The organism is Martinezella sp. CNPSo 3957, from assembly GCF_057784395.1.
Genome location: NZ_JBXSOU010000003.1, coordinates 52,466 through 78,311, shown reverse-complemented (window position 1 = coordinate 78,311; position 25,846 = coordinate 52,466). Strand labels below are relative to the sequence as shown.

At 59.6% G+C, this 25,846-nt stretch carries 21 protein-coding genes; 17 read left to right on the top strand and 4 right to left on the bottom strand.

The window, feature by feature from the left end:
• Window positions 1–6: 6 nt before the first annotated feature.
• From AC13QE_RS08835 to AC13QE_RS08760, 16 genes are all read left to right on the top strand, one after another.
• The gene (locus AC13QE_RS08835; protein WP_488483381.1) at window positions 7–765 is read left to right on the top strand and encodes a 5' DNA nuclease; all 759 of its coding nucleotides are present in this window, start codon (window positions 7–9) and stop codon (window positions 763–765) included.
• A 238-nt stretch (window positions 766–1,003) separates the two neighbouring features.
• Entirely contained in the window at window positions 1,004–3,085 is a 2,082-nt protein-coding gene (gene nuoG, locus AC13QE_RS08830) for an NADH-quinone oxidoreductase subunit NuoG (protein ID WP_015339511.1), read from the top strand.
• A 12-nt stretch (window positions 3,086–3,097) separates the two neighbouring features.
• The gene (gene nuoH / locus AC13QE_RS08825; protein WP_047627053.1) at window positions 3,098–4,141 is read left to right on the top strand and encodes an NADH-quinone oxidoreductase subunit NuoH; all 1,044 of its coding nucleotides are present in this window, start codon (window positions 3,098–3,100) and stop codon (window positions 4,139–4,141) included.
• 40 nt (window positions 4,142–4,181) lie between these two features.
• Window positions 4,182–4,673 (top strand): NADH-quinone oxidoreductase subunit NuoI, encoded by a 492-nt coding sequence (gene nuoI / locus AC13QE_RS08820; protein ID WP_113233043.1) that lies wholly within the window; start codon window positions 4,182–4,184, stop codon window positions 4,671–4,673.
• A 149-nt stretch (window positions 4,674–4,822) separates the two neighbouring features.
• Window positions 4,823–5,437: an NADH-quinone oxidoreductase subunit J gene (locus AC13QE_RS08815; protein WP_069614970.1), complete on the top strand. Its 615-nt coding sequence runs from the start codon at window positions 4,823–4,825 to the stop codon at window positions 5,435–5,437.
• A gap of 31 nt (window positions 5,438–5,468) precedes the next feature.
• On the top strand, window positions 5,469–5,777 hold the full coding sequence (gene nuoK / locus AC13QE_RS08810) for an NADH-quinone oxidoreductase subunit NuoK (RefSeq protein ID WP_007689961.1): 309 nt from the start codon (window positions 5,469–5,471) through the stop codon (window positions 5,775–5,777).
• A gap of 7 nt (window positions 5,778–5,784) precedes the next feature.
• Window positions 5,785–7,779: an NADH-quinone oxidoreductase subunit L gene (gene nuoL / locus AC13QE_RS08805; RefSeq protein ID WP_488483380.1), complete on the top strand. Its 1,995-nt coding sequence runs from the start codon at window positions 5,785–5,787 to the stop codon at window positions 7,777–7,779.
• Window positions 7,779–9,290: an NADH-quinone oxidoreductase subunit M gene (locus AC13QE_RS08800; RefSeq protein ID WP_132716356.1), complete on the top strand. Its 1,512-nt coding sequence runs from the start codon at window positions 7,779–7,781 to the stop codon at window positions 9,288–9,290. Before nuoL ends, AC13QE_RS08800 begins: the two co-directional genes overlap by 1 nt.
• An 18-nt stretch (window positions 9,291–9,308) precedes the next feature.
• A complete protein-coding gene (gene nuoN, locus AC13QE_RS08795; protein ID WP_488483379.1) occupies window positions 9,309–10,751 on the top strand; it encodes an NADH-quinone oxidoreductase subunit NuoN in 1,443 nt (480 codons plus the stop codon).
• Window positions 10,751–11,515 (top strand): biotin--[acetyl-CoA-carboxylase] ligase, encoded by a 765-nt coding sequence (locus tag AC13QE_RS08790; RefSeq protein ID WP_488483378.1) that lies wholly within the window; start codon window positions 10,751–10,753, stop codon window positions 11,513–11,515. Before nuoN ends, AC13QE_RS08790 begins: the two co-directional genes overlap by 1 nt.
• 14 nt (window positions 11,516–11,529) lie before the next feature.
• Entirely contained in the window at window positions 11,530–13,203 is a 1,674-nt protein-coding gene (locus AC13QE_RS08785; RefSeq protein WP_488483377.1) for a ribonuclease J, read from the top strand.
• 31 nt (window positions 13,204–13,234) lie between these two features.
• Window positions 13,235–13,639, top strand: coding sequence for a methylmalonyl-CoA epimerase (gene mce, locus AC13QE_RS08780; protein WP_488483376.1), 405 nt, complete (start codon window positions 13,235–13,237; stop codon window positions 13,637–13,639).
• 252 nt (window positions 13,640–13,891) lie between these two features.
• Window positions 13,892–14,167: a DUF1467 family protein gene (locus AC13QE_RS08775; protein ID WP_132716361.1), complete on the top strand. Its 276-nt coding sequence runs from the start codon at window positions 13,892–13,894 to the stop codon at window positions 14,165–14,167.
• A gap of 637 nt (window positions 14,168–14,804) precedes the next feature.
• Entirely contained in the window at window positions 14,805–16,127 is a 1,323-nt protein-coding gene (gene proS, locus AC13QE_RS08770) for a proline--tRNA ligase (protein WP_132716362.1), read from the top strand.
• A 26-nt stretch (window positions 16,128–16,153) separates the two neighbouring features.
• Window positions 16,154–17,464: a lipoprotein-releasing ABC transporter permease subunit gene (locus tag AC13QE_RS08765; protein WP_132716363.1), complete on the top strand. Its 1,311-nt coding sequence runs from the start codon at window positions 16,154–16,156 to the stop codon at window positions 17,462–17,464.
• Between the two features lie 14 nt (window positions 17,465–17,478).
• Window positions 17,479–18,162 carry an ABC transporter ATP-binding protein gene (locus AC13QE_RS08760; RefSeq protein ID WP_112337514.1) on the top strand — a complete coding sequence of 228 codons (684 nt, stop codon included), beginning with the start codon at window positions 17,479–17,481 and terminating at the stop codon, window positions 18,160–18,162.
• Between the two features lie 5 nt (window positions 18,163–18,167).
• Here the strand turns inward: AC13QE_RS08760 and AC13QE_RS08755 are convergent, their stop codons facing one another.
• Together AC13QE_RS08755 and AC13QE_RS08750 are read right to left on the bottom strand one after the other, a co-directional pair.
• Window positions 18,168–18,635: a DUF5680 domain-containing protein gene (locus tag AC13QE_RS08755; RefSeq protein WP_112410592.1), complete on the bottom strand. Its 468-nt coding sequence runs from the start codon at window positions 18,633–18,635 to the stop codon at window positions 18,168–18,170.
• A 76-nt stretch (window positions 18,636–18,711) separates the two neighbouring features.
• Window positions 18,712–19,308, bottom strand: a complete 597-nt coding sequence (locus AC13QE_RS08750; RefSeq protein ID WP_488483375.1) for a hypothetical protein — start codon at window positions 19,306–19,308, stop codon at window positions 18,712–18,714.
• A 354-nt stretch (window positions 19,309–19,662) separates the two neighbouring features.
• Between AC13QE_RS08750 and dnaE the strand changes: the two genes are divergently transcribed.
• Window positions 19,663–23,157 carry a DNA polymerase III subunit alpha gene (gene dnaE, locus AC13QE_RS08745; protein WP_488483374.1) on the top strand — a complete coding sequence of 1,165 codons (3,495 nt, stop codon included), beginning with the start codon at window positions 19,663–19,665 and terminating at the stop codon, window positions 23,155–23,157.
• A gap of 62 nt (window positions 23,158–23,219) precedes the next feature.
• Here dnaE and AC13QE_RS08740 read toward each other — a convergent pair whose 3' ends face one another.
• Together AC13QE_RS08740 and AC13QE_RS08735 are read right to left on the bottom strand one after the other, a co-directional pair.
• Complete coding sequence (locus tag AC13QE_RS08740) at window positions 23,220–24,491, bottom strand: L,D-transpeptidase family protein (RefSeq protein ID WP_488483373.1); 1,272 nt, start codon at window positions 24,489–24,491, stop codon at window positions 23,220–23,222.
• A 194-nt stretch (window positions 24,492–24,685) separates the two neighbouring features.
• Window positions 24,686–25,729 (bottom strand): glycoside hydrolase family 25 protein, encoded by a 1,044-nt coding sequence (locus AC13QE_RS08735; protein WP_488483372.1) that lies wholly within the window; start codon window positions 25,727–25,729, stop codon window positions 24,686–24,688.
• Window positions 25,730–25,846: the final 117 nt, after the last annotated feature.

The following is a 25,846-nucleotide window of genomic DNA, read 5'->3' as shown; positions in this document are numbered from 1 at the left end:
TCGAAGATGGCGAAGACCAACCATATCAGGCAGGAGAGCGGAGCGGCTGGTAATGCATCGGCCGATCTTGGCCGCGCTGCTGCCGATATGTTTGGGAACGCGCCGATCATGCCGATCCATCCGCTGATGGCCCATCCGGTCGCAGCCATTGCGGCCGTCACAGCAATCGGTTTCGGCTTTACCTCGCAATTGGCGGGTGCATTCTTCGGTGCCTTCCAGGGCGCCGTTGAAGCGAGCACCCGGCTGGCCGATGCCCTTGAAGAGGAAAAACATCCGGCTGAGGTCGCTGCGAAGCGGGCGGGCGTGGATGGTGGGGCAGGGGACGCGAAACCTGTAAAGCCCGAGGCTGCAGCCAAGGAGGCTGCGGTCAAGGCTGTTGCACCGAAACCGGTTGCTGCGAAGCAGAAGCCGGCTGCCGCGAAGAAAGCCGAGCCGAAGCCCGCGGTTGTTGCACCGAAGGCGGTCACGGCTCCTGCAAAGAAGACGGCGAAGGTTGAAGCCGCCGCGCCGGTCGCCGCAAAGCCGGCTCCTGCGCGCGGCCGCAAGGCAGCCGAAAAGGCTGACGACCTGAAGCGGATTTCCGGCGTCGGTCCGAAGCTGGAGCAGGTGCTGAACGGACGTGGCATCAAGCGCTTCGCCGATATCGCTGCCTGGAGCGATGCGGATATTGAGCGGATCGATGGCGAGCTCGGTTTCGAAGGTCGCATCCGGCGCGATGACTGGGTTGGCCAGGCGAAGGCGCTGCTGCCGAAGGGCCGGAGTTAAGGTTTTCCTCGGCTGGATCGCGGCCGGGGAGGGTGAATGAAGGCGATGGAGACGATGTGGGTGCCCCGCATGGCTCGATCGCAAAGCTGGTCTTGCGGGGACAAGGCTTGGCAAAGCTTATTGTGAGCAAACCGGTGCTATCAGGCGTCTGAGCCGCCCCGATGGCAATCCGGCTTGCGATCATGAAATTGTCTGCGGCCAGGTTGGGCTGGAGACGTGACATAGGACTGAGTGGACGATGGCTAAACTGAAGATTGACGGTAAAGAGATCGAAGTTCCGGATCACTACACGCTTATCCAGGCGTGCGAGGAAGCCGGCGCCGAAGTCCCGCGCTTCTGCTTCCATGAACGACTGTCGGTGGCCGGCAATTGCCGCATGTGCCTAGTCGAGGTGAAGGGTGGCCCGCCGAAGCCGCAGGCGTCTTGCGCCATGGGCGTTCGCGATATCCGCGGCGGCCCGAACGGAGAGCTTCCGGAAGTCTTCACCAACACGCCGATGGTCAAGAAGGCCCGCGAAGGCGTGATGGAATTCCTGCTGATCAACCACCCGCTGGATTGCCCGATCTGCGATCAGGGTGGCGAATGCGACCTGCAGGACCAGGCTATGGCCTTCGGCATCGACAGTTCGCGCTATCAGGAAGACAAGCGCGCCGTCGAGGACAAGTATATCGGCCCGCTCGTCAAGACCGTGATGAACCGCTGCATCCACTGCACGCGCTGCGTTCGCTTCACGACGGAAGTTGCCGGCATTTCCGAGCTCGGCCTCATCGGCCGCGGCGAGGATGCCGAGATCACCACCTATCTCGAGCAGGCGATGACCTCCGAGCTGCAGGGTAACGTCGTCGACCTTTGCCCGGTCGGCGCGCTGACCTCCAAGCCCTTCGCCTTCACGGCTCGTCCGTGGGAACTGAACAAGACCGAATCGATCGACGTCATGGACGCTCTCGGCTCGGCAATCCGCGTCGATACGCGCGGCCGCGAAGTCATGCGCGTGCTGCCCCGCGTCAACGAGCAGATCAACGAAGAGTGGATTTCCGACAAGACCCGCTTTATCTGGGACGGCCTGAAGACCCAACGCCTGGACAAGCCCTATGTCCGTAAGGACGGCCGTCTGCAACCGGCAAGCTGGAGCGACGCTTTCGCTGCCATCAAGTCGGCCGTTTCCGCCACCAGCGGCGACAAGATCGGCGCGATCGCCGGCGATCTCGCCTCGGTCGAGGAAATGTACGCCCTTGGCGAGCTGCTGAAGTCGCTCGGATCGGAAAATCTCGACTGTCGCCAGGACGGGACGGCGCTTGATCCGTCGCTCGGCCGCGCAAGCTACATCTTCAACCCGAGCATCCAAGGCATCGAAGCCGCCGATGCGCTGCTGATCGTCGGCGCCAATCCGCGCTTCGAGGCTGCGGTGATGAATTCGCGCATCCGCAAGCGCTGGCGTCGCGGCAAGTTCCCGATCGGCGTGATCGGCGAAGCTGCAGACCTTCGCTACTCCTATGACTATCTCGGCGCCGGCCCGGACACGCTGGCAGATCTCGTCAGCGGCTCGCACAGCTTCGCCGACGTGCTGAAGAATGCTCAAAAGCCGATGATCATCATCGGCCAGGGCGCCCTGATCCGCGAAGACGGTGCCGAGGTTCTGGCAAATGCCGCCAAGCTCGCTGCCGCCGTCGGCGTCGTCAAGGAAGACTGGAATGGCTTCGCCGTGCTGCACACGGCAGCTGCGCGTGTCGGCGGCCTTGATCTCGGCTTCGTGCCGGGCGCAAAGGGCGTCAACGCCGCTACCATGCTGTCCTCGATGGACGTCCTCTTCCTGCTGGGCGCCGACGAGCTTGATTTTAGCCGTAAGGGCGCGAAGTTCACTGTATATATAGGCTCGCACGGCGATAACGGCGCTCAGAACGCCGATGTCATCCTTCCAGCTGCAGCTTATACCGAAAAGTCAGGCACCTGGGTCAACACGGAAGGCCGCGTCCAGATGGGCAATCGCGCCGGTTTCGCGCCGGGCGACGCCCGCGAAGATTGGGCGATCATCCGTGCCCTTTCCGACGTGCTCGGCAAGAAGCTTCCCTTTGATTCGCTGAGAGAATTACGCGCCAAGCTCTATGCAGCCTTCCCGCATTTCTCCGGTATCGACGAGATTGCTGAAGGCGATAGCGCCCAAATTGCCGCACTTGCGAAAAAAGCCGGCGCAATGGGCAAATCGGCATTTGCTTCGCCGATCAAAGACTTCTATTTGACGAACCCGATAACGCGCGCATCGGCTGTCATGGCCGAGTGCTCGGCATTGGCCCGCAACAATTTCCGCGTTGCGGCAGAGTAAGGGCAGAGGACTATGGATTCATTCGTTTCGACCTATCTCTGGCCGGCGCTGATCATGATTGGCCAGTCGCTGTTGCTCCTGGTCTGCCTGCTGATCTTCATCGCTTACATTCTGCTTGCCGACCGTAAGATCTGGGCTGCCGTCCAGCTGCGCCGTGGCCCCAACGTCGTCGGTCCTTTCGGCCTGTTCCAGTCCTTCGCCGACTTGCTGAAGTTCATGTTCAAGGAGCCGATCATCCCGGCCGGCGCCAACAAGACGGTGTTCCTGCTGGCTCCGTTGGTTTCCGTGGTGCTGGCGCTGTCGACCTGGGCCGTCGTGCCTGTCGCGCAGAACTGGGTCGTCGCTGATATCAACGTCGGCATCCTCTACATTCTGGCGATTTCGTCGCTCGAAGTTTACGGCATCATCATGGGCGGCTGGGCTTCGAACTCGAAGTACCCGTTCCTCGGCGCGCTCCGCTCGGCGGCGCAGATGGTGTCCTACGAAGTCTCGATCGGCCTCGTCATCGTCACCGTGCTGCTCTGCGTCGGTTCGCTGAACCTGACGGATATCGTGCTCTCGCAGCAGACCGGCCTCGGCACCAAGCTCGGCCTGCCGGCCTCGTTCCTCGACTGGCACTGGCTGTCGCTGTTCCCGATGTTCATCGTGTTCTTCATTTCGGCGCTGGCTGAAACGAACCGTCCGCCCTTCGACCTTCCGGAAGCGGAATCGGAGCTGGTTGCCGGCTTCATGGTCGAATACGGCTCCTCGCCCTACATGATGTTCATGCTCGGCGAATATGCCGCCGTCGTCCTCATGTGCTCGCTGACGACGATCCTGTTCCTCGGCGGCTGGTTGCCTCCGGTCGATATCTGGATCCTGAACTGGGTTCCGGGCATCATCTGGTTCTTGCTGAAGTCGTGCTTTGTGTTCTTCATGTTCGCGATGGTGAAGGCATTCGTGCCGCGCTACCGCTACGACCAGCTCATGCGCCTTGGCTGGAAGGTTTTCCTGCCGCTGTCGCTCGCCATGGTCGTTATCGTTGCATTCGTGCTGAAGCTGACGGGATGGGCATGATGATGTCGATCCTCGCTTCAAGCAGATTTGGAGGTTGAAGATGGCCGGAATTTCCAACGCCGTCAGCTCGCTGTTCCTCAAGGAATTTGTCGGCGCATTCTTTTTGTCGATGCGTTACTTCTTCAAGCAGAAGGCAACGATCAATTACCCCTTCGAAAAGGGGCCGGTCAGCCCGCGCTTCCGCGGCGAACATGCGCTGCGCCGTTATCCGAACGGCGAAGAGCGTTGCATCGCCTGCAAGCTCTGCGAGGCCATCTGTCCTGCCCAGGCCATCACCATCGAAGCCGGGCCGCGCCGCAACGACGGCACCCGCCGCACGGTGCGTTACGACATCGACATGGTGAAGTGCATCTATTGCGGCTTCTGCCAAGAGGCTTGCCCGGTCGACGCGATCGTCGAAGGGCCGAACTTCGAATTCGCCACCGAGACCCGCGAAGAGCTCTACTTCGACAAGGCGCGGCTTTTGGACAATGGCGACCGCTGGGAACGCGAAATCGCGCAGAATATCGCGATCGATTCGCCGTACCGCTGAGCGGAGTTTTGAATATGCCGTGACGGGCGGCCAAGCGCTGCCGTCGCGGTTGAATCTAGACCGGGGCTTTGCCGGACATGGGTCCGACCGAGCTCCATCGGGCAGGGGAAACACCTCGCTGCCCGGGGGAAGACGAAAAAGGCACCAACATGGGTCTGCAGGCTCTTTTTTTCTATATCTTCGCCTTTGTCGCTGTGGCGTCGGCGTTCATGGTTATATCGGCGCGGAATCCGGTCCATTCGGTCCTGTTCCTCATCTTGGTTTTCTTCAACGCGGCCGGCCTCTTCCTGCTGATGGGGGCTGAATTCCTGGCGATGATCCTGCTGGTCGTTTATGTCGGCGCCGTGGCGGTTCTCTTCCTCTTCGTCGTCATGATGCTCGATATCGATTTCTCCGAGCTCAGGGCCGGCATTCTGGAATATGCACCGATCGGCGCTTTGATCGGCGTCATCCTTGCGGCCGAGCTGATCGTCGTTATCGGCGGCAGCGTGATTTCGCCGACCGTTGCCAAGACCGTCGCCATGCCGATCCCGGCCTTGACGCAGCGGACGAACACTGCCGCCCTCGGCGACGTGCTCTATACCAACTACGTTTATTTCTTCGAGATCGCCGGCCTCGTTCTGCTGGTCGCGATGATCGGCGCAATCGTGCTGACGCTGAAGCATCGCACGCATATCAAGCGCCAGAACATTTCCCAACAGGTCGCCCGCACGCCCGCGACTGCCGTCGAGGTGGTCAAGGTCAAGCCGGGGCAGGGCGTCTGAGGCGAGGCACGAGGATCAAAGGAACAACAACATGGTCATCGGACTTTCCCATTACCTCACGGTCAGCGCCATCCTCTTCGTGCTCGGCGTTTTCGGTATCTTTCTGAACCGCAAGAACGTCATCATCATCCTGATGTCGGTTGAGCTCATATTGCTCGCCGTCAACATCAACATGGTCGCCTTCTCGTCGTTCCTCAACGACATCGTCGGCCAGGTTTTCGCTCTATTCATTTTGACCGTCGCCGCGGCGGAAGCCGCGATCGGTCTTGCAATTCTCGTCGTCTTCTATCGTAACCGCGGCTCCATCGCGGTCGAAGACGTCAACGTGATGAAGGGCTGATAAAGCTATGTTTTTATATAAGGCTATCGTCTTTCTTCCCCTGATTGGCGCGATCATTGCTGGCCTTTTCGGCCGTGCGATCGGCGCCAAGGCTTCGGAATATGTTACCACCGGCCTGATGATCGTCGCGGCCGTCCTCTCGTGGATCGTCTTCTTCGCGGTGGCGCTCGGCCATACGGATGGCCCGATCAAGGTTGAAGTCCTGCGCTGGATCCAGTCCGGCGGCATCGACGTTTCCTGGGCGCTGCGCGTCGACACGCTGACCTCGGTGATGCTGATCGTCGTGAACTCGGTCTCGACCCTGGTTCACGTCTATTCGATCGGATACATGCATCACGATCCGCATCGTCCGCGCTTCTTTGCCTATCTCTCGCTCTTCACCTTCGCCATGCTGATGCTGGTGACCTCCGACAACCTCGCCCAGATGTTCTTCGGCTGGGAAGGCGTTGGTCTTGCCTCCTATCTGCTGATCGGCTTCTGGTTCAAGAAGCCATCCGCCTCGGCTGCCGCGATGAAGGCCTTCATCGTCAACCGCGTTGGCGACTTCGGCTTCGTTCTCGGCATTGCCGGCGTCTTCGTCCTCTTCGGATCGATCAATTTCGACGTCATCTTCGGCAATGCCCAGAGCTTTGCTTCCGGGCAGGGCGGCCAGCCGACCGATATCGTGCTCAATTTCCTCGGCATGCATCTCGATCGCGGCCACGCGCTGACGGCCGTCTGCCTGCTGCTGTTCATGGGCGCAATGGGTAAATCGGCACAGTTCCTCCTGCACACCTGGCTGCCGGACGCCATGGAAGGCCCGACGCCGGTTTCCGCACTCATCCATGCCGCCACCATGGTCACCGCCGGCGTATTCCTCGTCGCCCGCATGTCGCCGATCTTCGAACTGTCGCAGGATGCACTGACCTTCGTCACCATCATCGGCGCGATCACGGCCTTCTTCGCCGCGACCGTCGGCCTCGTGCAGAACGACATCAAGCGCGTCATCGCCTATTCGACGTGTTCGCAGCTCGGCTACATGTTCGTAGCCCTCGGCGTCGGCGCTTACGGCGCTGCGATCTTCCATCTCTTCACCCACGCCTTCTTCAAGGCTCTGCTCTTCCTCTGCGCCGGCTCGGTCATCCACGCCGTCGACGGCGAGCAGGACATGCGTCACATGGGTGGCCTGCGCCCACATATCCAGAAGACCTTCTGGATGATGGTCATCGGCACGCTGGCAATCACCGGCGTCGGCATCCCGCTGACCCATATCGGTTTCGCCGGCTTCCTCTCGAAGGATGCGATCATCCTGGCGGCCTTCGCCTCGCACAATGCAGCTGCCGGCTTCGCCTTCACGCTGCTGGTCATCGCCGCGATGTTCACCAGCTTCTATTCCTGGCGCCTGATCTTCATGACCTTCTTCGGCAAGCCGCGCGCTTCGCACGAGGTCATGCACCACGTGCATGAATCGCCGAACGTCATGCTGATCCCGCTTTACCTGCTGGCGATCGGCGCTGTCGCCGCCGGCATGTATTTCAACGCCGATTTCGTCGGCCACGCCTACGAGGAATTCTGGAAGCATGCGCTGTTCACGCTCCCGGACAACAAGATCCTCGAGGAAATGGAACATGCGCCTGTGTGGGTTGAACTCAGCCCCTTCATCGCCATGCTCCTCGGCCTCGTCACCGCCTGGTACTTCTACATCAGGTCGCCGGAAACGCCGCGCCGCCTCGCTCAGCAGCAGCGCGTCCTTTACGAGTTCCTGCTGAACAAGTGGTACTTCGACGAACTCTACGACTTCCTCTTCGTCCGCTCCGCCAAGGCGCTTGGCCGCTTTCTGTGGAAGAAGGGCGATATCGGGGTCATCGACACCATCGGCCCGAACGGCATTGCTGCCCGCGTCGTCGATGTCACCAACCGCGTCGTGCGCCTGCAGACCGGCTACCTCTATCACTATGCCTTCGCGATGCTGCTTGGTATCGCAGCCCTCGTTACCTGGATGATGCTCGGGAGTTCCCTCTGATGACCGATTGGCCCATTCTTTCAACGGTCACCTTCCTGCCGCTGGTGGGCGTTCTCCTTCTGCTGTTCACGCAGGAGAACGGCGCCAACGGCCGCCGGAACGTCCTGAACATTTCGCTGGCGACCACCATCGTCACCTTTATCGTGTCGCTGTTCGTCTGGATCTGGTTCGACAACGCCAATCCGGGCTTCCAGCTCGTCGAAAAGCATGAGTGGCTGACGGGCGGCATCAGCTATCACATGGGCGTCGATGGCATCTCCATGCTATTCGTCATCCTGTCCACCTTCCTGATGCCCTTCTGCGTGCTCGCAAGCTGGCTCTCGGTTGAAAAGCGCCTGAAGGACTACATGATCGCCTTCCTCGTCCTCGAGACGATGATGGTCGGCGTGTTCGTGTCGCTGGATATCGTGCTGTTCTATGTCTTCTTCGAAGCCGGCCTCATTCCGATGTTCCTGATCATCGGCGTCTGGGGCGGCAAGGATCGCGTCTACGCCAGCTACAAGTTCTTCCTCTACACGCTGCTCGGCTCGGTGCTGATGTTGCTCGCTATCATGGCGATGTACTGGCAGGCCGGTACGACCGATATCCCGACGCTGCTCGCTTACAAGTTCCCGCCGCAGCTGCAGACTTGGCTATGGCTGGCCTTCTTCGCCTCCTTCGCGGTGAAGATGCCGATGTGGCCTGTTCATACCTGGCTTCCCGACGCGCACGTTCAGGCGCCGACGGCAGGCTCGGTCATCCTGGCAGGCGTGCTCCTGAAGCTCGGCGGCTACGGCCTCATCCGCTTCTCGCTCGGGATGTTCCCGAACGCTTCTGAATATTTTGCGCCGCTCGTTTTTGCCCTTTCGGTCATCGCCATCATTTACACCTCGCTGGTCGCGATGATGCAGGACGACATTAAGAAGCTGATCGCCTATTCGTCGGTCGCCCACATGGGCTACGTGACGATGGGTATCTTCGCGGCCAACCAGCAGGGCGTGCAGGGCGCGATTTTCCAGATGCTGTCGCACGGCATCGTCTCGGGCGCGCTCTTCCTCTGCGTCGGCGTGATCTATGACCGCACCCATACCCGCGAAATCGCGGCTTACGGCGGTCTGGTCAACAACATGCCGAAATATGCCGTCGCCATGATGGTCTTCACCATGGCGAACGTTGGTCTGCCCGGTACCTCTGGCTTCATCGGCGAATTCCTGACCCTGATCGGCGTCTTCCGCGCCAATACCTGGGTTGCGCTCTTTGCCGCGACTGGTGTGATCCTGTCGGCCGCCTACGCGCTCTGGCTCTACCGCCGCGTGATTTTCGGTGCGCTGGAGAAGGAAAACCTGAAGAAGCTTCTGGATCTGTCGCCGCGTGAACAGCTGATCCTCTATCCGCTGATCGCGCTGACGATCCTATTCGGTGTCTATCCGGCTCCGATCTTCGATGCCACGGCGGCTTCGGTGGATCTGCTGGTGAACAATTATACCGCTGCCCTGCACGCTGCGCAGAATGTTGCGCTGTCGATGAATTGATGACGGGACTTATTCGACATGACTGCTGACACAATTCTTGCAAGCCTGCATCTTTCCATTCCGGAGCTCATCCTCGCGGTCGGTGCGCTTGTGCTGCTCATGATCGGCGTCTTCTCGGGCGAGCGGTCGGGACCCACGGTCACCGGTCTTGCCATCGCGGTCCTCGCGGTGGCAAGTCTCTGGATCATCTTCGTGCCGGGCGAGGGCCTCGCCTATGGCGGCGCCTATCTCGCCGACGGCTTCTCCCGCTTCATGAAGATCGTCGCGCTGGTCGGCTCGATCGTCGCCATGTTCCTCAGCATTGGCCAGGCGCGCGAGCAGCAGCTCGATCGCTTCGAGTTCCCGGTGCTCCTTTTGCTCGCGACCCTCGGCATCCTGCTGATGATCTCGGCGCATGACCTGATCTCGCTCTACCTGTCGCTGGAACTGCAGTCGCTGGCTCTTTACGTCGTTGCCGCCATCAACCGCGACAGCCTGAAGTCGACCGAAGCCGGCCTGAAGTACTTCGTCCTCGGTGCGCTGTCCTCCGGTATGCTGCTTTATGGCATGTCGCTGGTTTACGGCTTCACCGGTCACACGAGCTTCGATGCGATCGCGACCGCACTCAGCGCCGAAACCCGTTCGCTCGGCCTCGTCTTCGGTCTGGTCTTCGTGCTTGCAGGCCTCGCCTTCAAGATCTCCGCCGTGCCGTTCCATATGTGGACGCCCGATGTCTATGAAGGTGCGCCGACCCCGGTCACAGCCTTCTTCGCGGCTGCGCCAAAGGTTGCCGCCATGGCGATCCTGACCCGCATCGTGGTCACGGCCTTCCATCCGGTCTTGGCCGATTGGCAGCAGATCATCGTCTTCATCTCGATCGCCTCGATGCTGCTCGGCTCGTTCGCGGCGATCGGTCAGCGCAATTTCAAGCGACTGATGGCCTATTCCTCGATCGGTCACATGGGCTATGCGCTTGTCGGCCTCGCCGCCGGCACTAAGACCGGCGTCTCCGGTGTCATGCTCTACATGGTCATCTACATGGTCATGACGCTCGGCTCCTTCGCCATCATCATGGCCATGCGCCGCAAGGATGGCCGTCAGGTCGAAAACATCGACGATCTCGCCGGCCTTTCGACGACCAATCCTTTCATGGCGGTCGTCCTGACGGCGCTGATGTTCTCGCTGGCCGGCATTCCGCCGCTCGCAGGCTTCTTCGGAAAGTATTTCGTCTTCGTTGCTGCCATCCAGGCGCATCTCTATGCGCTCGCCATTATCGGCGTTCTGGCTTCGGTCGTCGGCGCTTACTACTATCTGCGCGTCATCAAGGTGATGTGGTTCGATGAAGCCAAGGATGAATTCGCACGTACCGCTGGTTCGCTGCGCCTCGTCTTCGGTCTCTCCGGCCTGTTCGTCATTGCCTATGTCTTCTTCGGTGGTGTAATCGGCGGAGCTGCCGATCTCGCTGCTGCGACGCTGTTTTGATGGCGTCTGACATGAATAGCCGGAAGTCGCTCGCCGACTTCCGGCATGATGCCCTTCAGGAAACCTCGTCCACAAACAGCGTCTGTCTCGAACGGGCGCGCGCAGGCGACCCTGGAAACCTTTGGGTCACCGCTGAGCGTCAGACGGGTGGACGCGGCCGCCGCGGTCGCGCCTGGGCGTCGGAAGCCGGCAATCTCTACGCATCTCTCCTTCTGATCGATCCCGCTCCCATGGACCGCCTTGGCTCTCTGCCGCTTGCGGTGGCGCTCGCTGTGCATCAGGCGGTACGCGGCGTGCTGCCGCTCGCCGCCGAGCCGGTCGAGATCAAATGGCCGAACGATATCCTGATCGGCCGCAAGAAGACCTGCGGCATCCTGATCGAGGGCGAAGCGCTGCCGGATGGCCGGTATGCGCTCGTCATCGGCATCGGCATCAACATTGCCGTGATGCCTGACAATCCGATCTATCCCGTCACATGCCTGAGGCAGCAGGGCTCGATGGTGTCGCCGGAGGAGTTGTTTGCCCATCTTTATGCCGCGATGTCGGAGGCGCTCGAGGTCTGGAGCCGCGGCAGGGGCGTTCGGGAAATCACCGCGCGCTGGCGTGAATTTGCGTGCGGCATCGGGGAAAAGATCACGGTAAACTTGCCGGATCGCTCGATTTTGGGCCATTTCTCGGGCATCGATGATAATGGCTTGTTGATGCTCGAAACCGAGGACGGCAGGATCATGCCGATCGCGGCGGGCGATGTTTTCTTTAGATAATGGTTGGGGATCAGATGGCGAAGCAAGACGAATTGGTGTTTCTGCCCCTCGGCGGCGTCGGCGAAATCGGCATGAATCTCGCGCTCTACGGCTATGGCCCGGCGGAGCAGCGCCAGTGGATCATGGTCGATTGCGGCGTCACTTTCCCGGGGCCGGATCTGCCGGGTGTCGATCTCGTCTTGCCGGATATCCGTTTCCTCGCCAAGGAACGCAAGAACCTCAAGGGCATCATCATCACCCACGCGCACGAGGATCACTACGGCGCGCTTAATGATCTTTGGCCCGGGCTGAACGTTCCGATCTATGCCTCCGCCTTCACCGCCGGCCTTCTCGAAGCCAAGCGCGATTACGAGAAATCGATGGGCGAGATCCCGGTGACGCTGTTCAAGGCCGGCGACCGCATCAATGTCGGCCCGTTCGAGATCGAAGGCGTGGCCGTCAACCACTCGATCCCCGAGCCGATGTCGTTGATGATCCGCACGCCGCTCGGCAATGTCGTCCATACCGGTGACTGGAAGATCGATCACGAGCCGTCGCTTGGGCCGCTGACCGACGAGGCTCGCTTCCGCCAGCTCGGCGAAGAGGGTGTGCTGGCGCTGATGTGCGATTCCACCAACGCGCTGCGCGACGGCGTTTCGCCTTCGGAAAAGGACGTGTCGGAAAGCCTGCGCAAGATCATCGAGGATGCCGAGGGCAGGGTGGCGATCACCACCTTCTCGTCGAATGTCGGTCGTATCCGCACCATTGCCGAAGCTGCCGAAGCTGCTGGCCGGGAAATACTTCTGCTTGGCAGTTCGCTGAAACGCGTCGTCGACGTCGCTCGCGATATCGGCATCATGGAAGGCATCAAGCCGTTTATCGCCGAAGACGAATATGGCTATATCCCGCGCGACAAGGTCGTGGTGATCCTGACCGGCAGCCAGGGCGAGCCGCGCGCAGCGCTTGCCAAGCTCTCCCGGGACGAGATGCGCAACGTCGCATTGGCGGCTGGCGATATCGTCGTCTTTTCCTCGCGCGCCATTCCCGGCAATGAGAAGGCCATTCAGGACATCAAGAACGGCCTGATCGAACAGGGCGTTCATGTGGTGACGGATGCCGAGGCGCTCGTGCACGTTTCCGGCCATCCTCGGCGCAACGAATTGCAGAAGATGTATGAATGGACGCGCCCGAAGGTCGTCATCCCCGTGCACGGCGAGGCGACGCATCTGACCGCCCATAAGGAATTGGCCGAACAGAGCGGCATTGCCACCGTGCCACGCGTACGCAATGGCGATGTCGTGCGCCTTGCGCCCGGTCCCGTCGAAGTCATCGGCGAGGCCCCGCATGGGCGCATCTTCAAGGACGGTATTCTGATCGGCGATTTCGACGAGATGGGCATCGGCGAGCGCAAGAAGCTTTCCTATGTCGGCCATGTCTCCGTCAATGTCGTGCTCGATGCCCGTTACGACATCGTCGGTGATCCCGACCTCGTGCCGATCGGCCTGCCGGCCTATGATGATGAAGGTGAGGAGATGGAGGACACGCTCTTCGACGCCATCGTCAGCGCCGTCGAAAGCATTCCGCGCGCTCGCCGCAAGGATCTGAATATGCTGCAGGAGGCGGTACGCCGCGCGGTGCGCGCCGCCGCCAATCAGGGCTGGGGCAAGAAGCCGATGGTGACCGTGTTCGTGACGCGCACCGGCGGCTGAGTTCAACGGCCGATCGGGGAGGAGAACTACCGTGCTGGGACGGATCAATCACATCGCGATAGCCGTGCCGGATATTGCGGCGGCTTCTAAGGCCTATCGTGAAACGCTCGGTGCTACAGTATCCCAGCCGCAGACACTACCGGAACACGGCGTTACCGTCGTTTTCATAGAGCTGCCGAATACCAAGGTCGAACTGCTCGAGCCGCTGGGCGAAGCCTCGCCCATCGCTGCCTTCCTGGCCAAGAACCCGGATGGCGGCATGCACCACATTTGCTATGAGGTCGCCGACATCCTCGCGGCTCGCGATAAACTTGTGGCGTCGGGCGCACGCGTGCTCGGCAATGGCGAGCCGAAGATCGGCGCGCATGGCAAGCCCGTGCTCTTCCTGCATCCGAAGGATTTCTTCGGCACGCTTGTCGAGCTTGAGCAGGTGTGACACTGGAGCGGGATGATTTTTGGCGGAACTGGCCCAGAGCATGTCGCGCAAAAGTGTGTAGCGGTTTTGCGACAACGACATGCGCAAAATCAAAGACTAAAGCGTGGGAAGCGAATCTGAAAGATCGCGACGCGCTTTAGAATCTCAATCCGCTTTAAGTGCGCTGATCTGCGCTTTGAAAGACAACTGTTTTGCCCCTATAAGCAGTTTGGAAGAGGAGGAGACGAGCGGGCTCGTCTCGAAGGGAGCATAATGGCACAGCAGATCATCGCCAGTTTCGCCGTTTATTTCGTCATCTGGTGGATTACGCTTTTTGCCGTCCTGCCGTTCGGTCTGCGCACCCAGGCCGAAGACGAGCATGTGATTCTAGGTACGGTCGAAAGTGCGCCGACGAAATTCCGCGCTTGGCGAGTGGTTCTCATCACGACGCTGGTGTCAGCTCTCCTGTATGGCACCTGGTATGTTGCATCGCATTATTTCGGGCTGAGCATAGATTCCATTCCAAGGTTCGTGCCGAACTACAATTGATGGAAAGGGCGCGGTAAAACACGGATCAATCATTTGAGCCTTCTCTTTGCTTGCGCCTCGCAATCGCCATCAATTCGTCACACGTCTGTCATGTGCATGGCGCATCAAATCCCGGCCGACATTTGAGTTGTTCTGCCGAAAGGCTGAAGACACTTTCTCGCAACTGAACTGATCTGCAGTAGATCGAGCTGAGAAAGCAAAAAAAAACAAGGCTAAAAGCCTTGTTTTAAAGTATCGCGTGATCCTTATCCGTTACCGGGGCAGCGAACGAGCGCGCCTAAGATCTGATCCTCCCAAGACTTGACCGCGAAACGACAAGAATTTAGCCTTCCTGCCTCTTTTGTGAGCTAAAATTAGCTCAAACATTGAGCTTTGTCATCCTTTTTTTTGCTTTTTTGCTACACTCGCGCAGAATTTTTCTGTTGATGGATTTTCGCCGTAAATCCTTATAAATGTGCGCTTTTTCGAAACAGCCGAAATAGGCGCTTTCCCCTGGATTTCCGGGCTTTTACCAAAATCTTGTGTTGAAGAATGCGGGTTTCCTTCCTACGCCGAAGCAGTTATGAACTGCCTCCAGTACATAATTTGCTAACGATTCCGCCGCGAGCGGAACGTCAAACCATCTGGAACAAGCGTCATGCGTCTGTCTCGTTACTTCATGCCCATCCTGAAGGAAAATCCCAAGGAGGCTGAAATCGTTTCCCATCGGCTTATGCTGCGCACCGGCATGATCCGGCAGCAGTCGCAGGGTATCTATTCCTGGCTGCCGCTGGGCAAGCGCGTACTGGACAAGGTCAATAAGATCATCCGCGAGGAACAGAACCGTTCCGGCGCCATCGAGCTGTCGATGCCGACACTGCAGTCGGCCGAGCTCTGGCAGGAAAGCGGCCGTTATGACGCCTACGGCAAGGAGATGCTACGCATCAAGGACCGGCAGGATCGGCCCATGCTTTATGGTCCGACCAACGAGGAGATGGTCACCGACATCTTCCGGTCTTACGTCAAGTCCTACAAGGACTTGCCGCTGAATCTCTATCACATCCAGCTGAAGTTCCGTGACGAAATCCGTCCGCGTTTCGGTACGATGCGCTCGCGCGAATTCATGATGAAGGATGCCTATTCCTTCGATCTGACGCAGGAAGGCGCCGTGCAATCTTATAACAAGATGTTCGCCGCTTATCTGCGCACCTTCAATCGCCTCGGCCTGAGAGCAATCCCGATGCGCGCGGATACCGGTCCTATCGGCGGCAATCTCAGTCACGAATTCATCATTCTTGCCGATACCGGCGAGTCCGAAGTTTTCTGCCACAAGGATTTCGTCAATTTCGACATTCCGGGCGAAGACACGAATTTCGATGATGCCGTCGGCCTGAAGGGGATTTTCGACAAGTGGACTTCGGTCTATGCCGCCACCTCCGAAATGCATGATGAAGCCGCCTTCAATGCCATTCCGGAAGGCGATCGCCTCTCTGCGCGCGGCATCGAGGTCGGCCATATCTTCTATTTTGGCACCAAGTATTCCGAGCCGATGGGCGCGAAGGTGCAGGGTCCCGATGGCAAGGAACATGCTGTCCACATGGGATCTTACGGTATCGGCCCGACACGCCTTGTTCCCGCCATCATCGAAGCATCGCATGATGAGAACGGAATCATCTGGCCGGCTTCGGTCGCGCCGTTCGATGTCGTGGTGATCAACATGAAGGCCGGGGACCAGGCCTGTGACGAAGCTTGCGAAACGGTCTATGCCGCGCTGTCGAAGGCCGGCAAGGACGTGCTGTACGACGATCGCGACGAGCGCGCCGGAACGAAGTTCGCCACGGCCGATCTGATCGGTGTGCCCGTGCAGATCATCGTCGGCCCGCGTTCGATCGCGAGCGGCGAAGTGGAAGTGAAGGACCGCAAGACCGGCGCTCGCGAGACGATGACGGTCGAGGCAGCGATCAATCGGCTGGCAGGCTGATTGACGATACAAAGGATGAAAGGCGAATGGCGGTGAGCGCGGCAGTGGAACAGCAGGAAAATTCGTTCAAGGCCGGCCCATCGTCTCGCCCGTTCTCCGGTTTCGAACGGCTCGTCGCCTGGCGCTATCTGCGCTCCCGGCGCAAGGAAGCCTCGATTTCGGTGATTGCCGGCTTCTCGTTGGTCGGCATCATGCTCGGTGTCGCTGCCCTGATTATCGTCATGGCCGTGATGAACGGTTTCCGCGCCGAGCTCTTCAAGCAGATTCTCGGCTTCAACGGTCATGTCGTGGTGCAGCCGATTGATTCGCCGTTGAACGATTATGCTGATCTGGCAAAGAAGTTTTCTGCCGTTCCCGGCGTCACAATGGCCCTGCCGCTCGTCGAGGGCGAAACACTTGCTTCCGGCCGCGGCGGCTCCGGCACTGGCGCGCTAGTCCGCGGCATCCGTTCGGAAGATCTGACCAAGCTCAAATCGGTCTCCGATCACGTCGTTTCCGGTGACATTGTCGGCTTTGCTTCCGGACAGGGCGTTCTTGTCGGCAGCCGGTTGGCCCGGCAACTGGGATTGACGGTCGGCGATCAGATCACCCTTACGGCACCGGACGGCGACGTCACGCCCTTCGGCGTCAACCCGCGCGTCAAGGCATACACGATCTCGGGTATCTTCGAAGTCGGCATGTCGGAATATGATTCTTCCGTCGTCTTCATGCCGCTGGAGGAGGCACAGGTCTTTTTCAATGCCGAGGGCATTGTCGAGAAGATCGAGCTCTTCATCACCAATCCCGATGACGTCGATCAATTGCGGCCAAAGATCGAAGAGGCGGCGGGGCGGCAGATTTTCCTGACGGACTGGCGGCAGGTCAACGCCACTTTCTTCTCAGCCCTCCAGGTCGAGCGCAACACGATGTTCATGATCCTGACGCTGATCGTTCTCGTCGCCGCGCTGAATATCATTTCCGGCCTGATCATGCTGGTGAAGGACAAGGGCAGCGACATCGCCATCCTGCGCACGATGGGTGCGACGTCGGGCGCGATCATGCGCATCTTCTTCATGACGGGGGCGGCGATCGGCGTCGTTGGAACGTTCGCCGGCGTCATACTCGGTGTCCTGGTCTGCCTCAATATCGAGTCCATCCGCCAGTTCTTCTCCTGGATTTCCGGCACCGTGATTTTCAATCCCGAGGTCTATTTCCTCAGCAAATTGCCGGCGCAGATGAATCTCAGCGAGACCATCTCCGTCATCGTGATGGCACTCACCCTGTCCTTCCTTGCCACCATCTTTCCGGCCTGGCGGGCCTCGCGGCTCGATCCGGTGCAGGCGCTGCGCTACGAATAAGGATATTTCATTTGATGAAACGCAACGTCGTTCTCCAGCTCTCTGGCGTGGAGCGTCACTACGGGCAGGGCGAGACGCGGCTGTCGATCTTGAAGGGGGCGGATTTCACGCTGCACAGCGGCGAGATTGTTGCGCTCGTCGCGCCGTCAGGCACGGGTAAATCGACGCTTCTGCATGTGGCTGGGCTGCTTGAGCATCCGGATGGCGGCGAAGTCCTCGTCAACGGTCAGGCCTGTGAGGACTTGTCTGACGATAGACGTACCGCCGTGCGCCGCAGCGAGATCGGCTTCGTCTATCAGTTCCATCACCTGCTTCCGGAATTCTCGGCGCTTGAGAACATCATGATGCCGCAGCTCATTTCCGGCCTCTCGCGGAAAGATGCCAGCGAGCGAGCCGCCCAGCTTCTCGACTATATGCGCATCGGCCATCGCGGTGATCATCGCCCCGCCGAATTGTCCGGCGGCGAGCAGCAGCGTGTCGCAATCGCCCGTGCGGTTGCCAATGCACCGCTGGTGCTTCTGGCTGACGAGCCGACAGGCAATCTCGACCCGGCAACGGCGCATTACGTCTTTGACGCGCTGGAGGCGCTGGTGCGCCAATCCGGTCTTGCGGCGCTGATCGCCACGCACAATCACGAGCTGGCAGCCCGCATGGATCGTCGCGTGACACTGAGCGAAGGCAAGGTTGTGGAGGTCTGATCCCTTTACGGGATGATCAGGCCACCGCGATAATCCAGTTCGTAAGCCCTGCGTTCGCTCACGACGATAGCTTCGTAGCCGCTGAAATGGTGGCAGTCGCCGATGTTTTCATCGATGTAAAGCCCATAGGCATGCTCGAACTCGAAACCGCCGAGAAAGCGCCTTTCGTCAAGATAGAGCCGCAGCAAGGCCGCCTTGATCACCATGCCGGCGCGCGTTCCGTCGATCAGGTCGTGTTCGACGATATGGCCGAAATAGTTCATGGCCCATACCGGCTCGCCGTCATGCCATACGAGCTCCTGTCCGGCGAAGTCAGTGCCGCCGAAGTAGCTGTCGAGATAGCGCCAGCGGCCGCTCGCATAGCCAATGTCATGCGAGCCGCTACGGCAGGATGGCAGCCTCTCGCCGTCACCGACATAGGTTTCGGCTTTGGCGACGACAATAAAATCGTTCAGCTCGGCAAGATCCGGCATGACCCTCTCCAATTTTGGTGAGCGGCCAAGATGCCATTCAATGCGAGATTTGTAAAGAACAAAAAGAGAACATTTGCTAGCGATGGCTGCTTTCGCAGGCCTTCTGGCCGATATCATCCTGCCAGTCCTGGATGGTGACGGCCTTGGCATCGGCCTTCAGTATCTTGTCGTCCTTGGTCACCTTGCCGGTCAGAACGTTGTAATCGCAGCTATAGCTGTTACCGGGTTCGACGTTGTCACGAAAATCGTAGCTATAGCCGGCAACCAAAAATGCGCTGTTGCGATAGGCAAGCGTCAAAGTCTGATGCCATCGGTCGCGCCCGATCGCATCGTTCTGCGAGGTGACCGCGATTGAACCGTTCGGCAGTGCGGCGATCGATGGTTCCTGGCCGTAGATACCGCCAGGCTCAGCGCGGCCCCATACCTTATCAGGGGCGGCCGCGGCCAGTTTGAGCAGCTCATGTTCCTTGTCGCGGAGATAGATATAGATCCCGATCTCATAATCGGCCTGGTCATTCGGCGGCATCGTCACCAGTAATGCAAGGTCCGGCTTGCCGTCCTTGTTCCAATCGCCGATCGCCGCGTCGATGATGCGGTCGGAAGCAATGGTATCTTCGGCGCGAGCCGCGATTGCGGTCAAAAGAAGAATGAGAGCGAAGCCAAGTGACTTCATCGTGATTCCCCGGTTTGCCTCTGCATAGCGCCCGGCCGCGCCGGCGTCCATTGCAGGCTGAAAAGTGGTCAGATGAAATTTACTGATGCATCTATTGACTCTCGAACAAAAATGGAACAAAAAGAAAACATAACGAGTAAGGAGCGCCTAAATGACCGACATTATTCGAGACGTTGCAGCATTCACTTCCATCGTCATGTTCGTCGCCAGCTTTTCCCTCATCATGATGGCGATGTAAGTTTTATCCCCGTTTGCGCATGCTGTTCCCATATTTGATGGGAGCAACTTCTGGACTTTATGGTCCGCAATGCCGAAAATGCCGCTGATTCATTCAGGCGTGCGGAAGGGTATGAAATGGCGGATGCGGGTGGCAGCGGCGCGGCAGCGCCGGTCGGCGAAATGCCGGAATTTGTGCACCTCAGGGTTCATTCCGCCTATTCTCTGCTAGAGGGCGCATTGCCGCTCAAGAAGATATTGGCCAAGGCTGCCGGGGACAGCCAGCCGGCCATTGCGATTACCGATACCAACAATCTGTTCGTCGCCCTGGAATTCTCGCAGAAGGCGATGGATGAGGGCCTGCAGCCGATCATTGGCTGTCAGGTATCGATCGATATGGAGGATGGCGGCGAGAGCGAGAAGCGCGGGCCGCAGCAAGCTTTGGCGAAGATGCCATCCCTCGTGCTGCTTGCCGCGACCGAGCGGGGATATGAGCGCCTCGTCGATCTCGTCAGCCGCGCCTATCTCGGCGGCGAGGGCAACAACGCCGTTCACATCGCAGCCTCATGGCTGGATGAGATCGGTACGGGAGGGTTGATCGCGCTCACCGGTTCGCTCACCGGCCCGGTCGATATGGCTTTGAAAGAAGGGCATGCCGCACAGGCGCTCTCCCGATTGTTGAGGCTGAAGCAGCTGTTCGATGACAGGCTCTATGTCGAATTGCAGCGCCACGGCACCTATGATCGTCGTCACGAGCAGAAGATGATCAAGCTGGCTTACGAGCACGAGATCCCGCTCGTTGCTACCAACGAAGCCTTTTTCCCGACGCGGGACGATTACGATGCGCATGACGCCTTGATGGCGGTGGCCCACAACGCCATCGTCTCGGACGATACGCGATTTCGCCTGACGCCGGATCACTATCTGAAGAGCCGCGCAGACATGGCAAAGCTTTTCGCCAACTTGCCTGAAGCGCTTGAGAATACGGTCGAGATCGCTCGCCGCTGCTCTTTCGTGTTGAAGACCCGCTCGCCGATCCTGCCGCGCTTTACCGGGGCGACTGACGACCCTGAAGAGGCTGGACGCGCCGAGGCGGCCGAGCTGCGCGCTCAGGCGGTCGAGGGCCTTGAGCAGCGCATAACCTCGCTTGGCATGGCGCCGGGTTACGAGGAGAAGGATTATCGCGATCGGCTGGAATTCGAACTGAGCGTCATCGAGCGCATGAAGTTTCCCGGCTACTTTCTGATCGTTGCCGACTTCATTAAATGGGCCAAGCGCCACGATATCCCTGTCGGCCCCGGTCGCGGTTCCGGTGCAGGCTCGCTCGTCGCCTATGCGCTGACGATCACTGACGTCGATCCGCTGCGCTTCTCGCTGCTATTCGAGCGCTTCCTCAATCCGGAACGCGTCTCCATGCCGGACTTCGATATCGACTTCTGCCAGGACCGGCGTGAAGAGGTGATTCGCTACGTGCAGGCCAAATACGGCCGCGAGCAGGTGGCGCAGATCATCACCTTTGGTTCGCTGCAGGCGCGTGCGGCCTTGCGCGACGTTGGCCGCGTGCTCGAAATGCCCTATGGCCAGGTCGACAAGATCTGCAAGCTGGTGCCGAACAATCCTGCTAATCCGACCCCCCTTAGCAAGGCGATCGAGGAGGAGCCGCGCTTGCAGGAGGAGGCGGACAAGGAGCCAGTCGTCGCGCGTCTTCTCGATATCGCCCAGAAGATCGAAGGCCTCTATCGCCACGCATCGACCCATGCCGCCGGTATCGTCATCGGCGACCGCCCACTGTCGAAGCTGGTACCGATGTATCGCGACCCGCGCTCCGATATGCCGGTCACCCAGTTCAACATGAAATGGGTGGAACAGGCCGGTCTGGTGAAGTTCGACTTCCTTGGCCTGAAGACCCTTACGGTTCTAAAGACGGCGGTCGATTTCGTCGCCAAGCGCGGCATCTCGATCGATCTTGCCAGCATCCCGCTCGACGACAAGAAGACCTACGACATGCTCTCGCGCGGCGAGACGGTTGGCGTGTTCCAGGTGGAAAGTGCGGGCATGCGCAAGGCGCTGATCGGCATGCGCCCGGACTGCATCGAGGATATTATCGCGCTCGTGGCGCTTTATCGTCCGGGCCCGATGGAGAACATCCCGGTCTACAATGCCCGCAAGCATGGCGAGGAAGAGATCGAGTCGATCCACCCGAAGATCGACTATCTCCTGAAGGAAACTCAGGGCGTTATCGTCTATCAGGAGCAGGTGATGCAGGTCGCCCAGGTGCTCTCGGGCTATTCGCTTGGCGAAGCCGATCTTCTGCGCCGCGCCATGGGTAAGAAGATCAAGGCGGAGATGGACCAGCAGCGCGAGCGCTTCGTCGACGGTGCCATCAAGAACGGCGTGTCGAAGGGGCAGGCCGATGTCATCTTCGATCTGCTCGCCAAGTTCGCCAATTACGGCTTCAACAAGTCGCACGCCGCCGCCTACGCCATCGTCTCTTACCAGACCGCCTATATGAAGGCGCATTATCCGGTGGAATTCCTGGCCGCGTCGATGACGCTCGATATGTCCAATACCGAAAAGGTCAACGACTTCCGTCAGGATGCCAAGCGGCTGGGCATCGAGGTTATCGCGCCCTCCGTGCAGACCTCGTTTCGCCATTTCGAGACGGGCGACAACCGCATCTATTATGCGCTGGCGGCTATCAAGGGCGTCGGTGAAGCCGCTGTCGACCATATCGTCGAGGTGCGCGGCGATCAGCCTTTTGCCGGCATCGAGGATTTCTGCCTGCGCATCGATCCCAAGCAGATCAACCGCCGCGTTCTGGAAAGCCTGATCTGCGCCGGCGCTTTCGACTGCTTCGAGATCGATCGCGCGCAGCTGATCGCCGGCTTGGACCGCGTCATGGGCTATGCCCAGGTGGCGCAGGAAAATAAGCGCAGCGGCCAGCATGACATGTTCGGAAGTGCCGCCTCCGGCCCGGAAAAGATCGTGTTCCCGCCCTACACGCCCTGGCTCGCCTCGGAGCGTCTGCTGCGCGAATTCCAGGTGCTCGGCTTCTATCTGACGGCACATCCGCTCGATACTTACAAGAGCGTGCTCGACAAGATGCGGGTGCAGCCCTTTGCCGATTTTTCCGCGGCGGTGAAGCAGGGCGCTAGCAACGGGCGTCTCGCCGGCACTGTCATCTCGAAGCAAGAGCGCAAGACGCGCACCGGCAACAAGATGGGCATCTTCGTCTTCTCTGATGCTTCAGGCCAGTTCGAAGCTGTGCTTTTCTCGGAGACGCTCAACCAATATCGCGACGTTCTCGAAGTCGGAAAATCCTTCGTCATTACCGCCCAGGCGGACGAGCGCCCCGAAGGTATCAGCTTGCGGCTGCAGACGGCACAGTCGCTGGAAGAGAAGTCGCTGCAGATGCAGAAGGCGCTGCGCGTCTATGTCCGCGATTCCGGCCCGCTGAAAGCCGTTGCCGCGCATCTGAATACGAAAGGCGACGGCCTCGTTTCCTTCATCGTCATCAAGGAAGAGGGCTTGCGCGAGGTCGAGGTGGCGCTACCGGAGAAATATCGCATCACGCCTGAAATCGCCGCTGCCTTGCGCACGGCACCCGGCGTGATCGACGTGGAACTGGTCTGAAGCAATTCCAGGAAAAGTGTATAGCGGTTTTCCGTCCGGAATTGCGTAAAAACAAAAAGGCTCTAGCCCTTCTTACCCAGCGCGCCGTTGTTGGTAACGGTGATGAAATCGGTCTCGTTGCCGGTTTCCGGTCCGACGCCGGTATCGGAAATCGTCAGCGACGATCCCGCTGTCAGCAGATCCTCGATGCGATGACGGATATCGTCAGGGATGGTGATGCGATTGAGCGCCTGTCCGGCTGCGTCGAACGATTGCGATTGCTCTTCGCTGGTGATGCCGTAGCGCTTCTTCGTCTGCTTGCTCAGATCTTCTTCGAGCGTCATGCCGAACCAGTCGGCCTTGCCGCTGATCCGGTCGATCGCATTGGCGGTGAAGAAATGCACGCCGAGCGCCTCCTCCGGCTCGGCAATGATGGCCGGTCCTTCGAAGAGCGGTTTGAAGTTCTGCCGGACCATGATCGCGCCGTTCGGCGGTTTGCCCTTGCCGACCGCGGCATAGACTGCGTTCATCAGCGCGGGGCTGACGAGGCCGCCCGTCGTCTTGATGTCATGTGCCTTCTTGAAGTCCTCGATCGCCTGCACTGTCGCGGGCCCCAGCATGCCGTCGGGCGTTCCGGTGATAAAGCCCATTCCGTTCAGGATGCCCTGAAGGTCGCGCACGTTTTCGCGCAAGCCCCGCCGGGTGATGAGGATGCTGAGCGGTGCGGGATCGGCCGGTGGCGCCAGAGTCTCCCGCGCCTTCGGTATCTGGATCGACGTCACGTCGTTCGTCGCGACCTGCAGCTGTTGTGCCTGCGGCAGGAAGCTTGCGGTCATCGGACGGAGTTCGATGCCCGAAAATAGCGACGGCGGTGGAGCTGGCAGCGGCTGGAACAGCATCGCGTTTTCAAACGGCTGCGGCACCAGCGGCTGATCGGCGATGACGACATGCACGCCGCGCTCGGTCATTTGATAAAGCGTCTTGGCAAAGGCCTTCGGCATCCGCACGCAGCCATGGGATGCCGGATAATTCGGGACGGAATTGGATTCGTGCAGCGCGATCCCCGACCAGGTCAGCCTCTGCATGAAAGGCATAGGCGAGGCCGAATAGAGATTGGATTCGTGATACACCTTCTTCTCCAGAATGGAGAAGATACCGCTGGGGGTCGTGTGGCCGCGCTTGCCGGTGGAAACCTTCGAAGTCGCGATTACCTTATCACCGTCATAGACCGCGAGCGACTGCCTGTCCTTCGACACCACGATCTGCAGGGTGCGGGTATCCGGCGCAGCAAAGAGGGGATGGGAAAGGGCGGTGGCTGACACCAGCGCAAGCCCCAGCAATAAAAATGGCTTCATAGACACAACCAAAACGCAATACTCGTTGTACCTGAGGTTAGACTTGGAAGTTTAAGGAAGACTTGCCGAAAACTCATACCGTTCCGTGTCCATGGAAACGTGAGTTAGCAGAACATGAGCCCAATGCGGCATCGCCGAAGCGGAGCGTTCAAACTCTGCTTCGGCGATGATTGAAATCTTGAACTGACAGGGAATCAGTGGACGCTGGAGGCCACCCAGTTGTGCCAGTCTTGCTCGCTGCCGTGGAACGCGTTGAGGTCGATCTTGCCTTCGACGCCGTGGGATACACCGGAGCCGGAATATTGCCAGAACAGCCATTTACGACCCGGATAGACCTTGGACGGATGTTGAGCCACGGCGCGCAGCCAGAAGGGATAGTTGAGCAGTTCGCCACTCAGATTGTCGCGATAGAAGTCCGGAGCCGTGTAGACGATCGGACGCTGGCCGTAATGCTTTTCGAGCTTGTCCATGAAGACCTGCATCTTGGCGAGAACCTGCTCGCGCGAGGGCCGCCGCTTGCAACTTGACTCACCGTTCCATTCCACGTCGATGACCGGCGGCAGGGCTCCGGCTTCCTTCGGCACGTTGCGAATGAACCAGTCGGCCTGCTCTCCAGCAGTCCGGCACCAGTAGAAGAAATGATAGGCGCCATGTTTCAGACCGGCCTGCTGGGCAGCCCGCCAGTTCTTCTTGAACATGGGATCGATGTGATCGCCGCCGTCCGTTGCCTTGATGTAGACGAAGTTCGCACCCTGCGTGCGCAGCGTATCCCAGTCGATCTCGCCCTGCCAGCGAGAGACGTCGACGCCATGGACAGCGAGCTTCCGGGGCGAGGTTGATGTACCGAAGTTGATCGGCTTGGCATCGCGGAAGCGATGGCTGTAGATCTGCATCGGCTGCTGCCGCAGGGCGCGGGGCACCGGATTCGATGGCGAGAGCATGGCGAGCGGTCGTTGCAGCGGGACTGGCGCGTCATCGTCGCCGCTCTGGTCGGAGGGCATAAGGCCCTCAGGCCGGAGATTCGTCGGCATCGCGACTGCGAGCGCCTGCTGCCGCTCGACGCGCGAAACGGTTTCGCCGATTTCGACCGAAGGCACGACCCTACTGGTCTTTGTGATGGAACCGGTCAATTCTTTCGAAGGCGGGGCGGCTTGCGCGGCTTCGCGCTCACCTCGGGCGGCGCAGCCTGAAATCGTCAGGCAGGCGAGAAGAATGGTCGATACAGCCGATAGACGCATAGGAACCCGTACGCAAAACACTGGAGGCGACGAGTTCACGCCGCCGGAAAGTTACAGAATCCAAGTCCTAATGGAAATTTACCAAAAAAGTTTGAATCCGAGCTTTCTCGCGCTAAA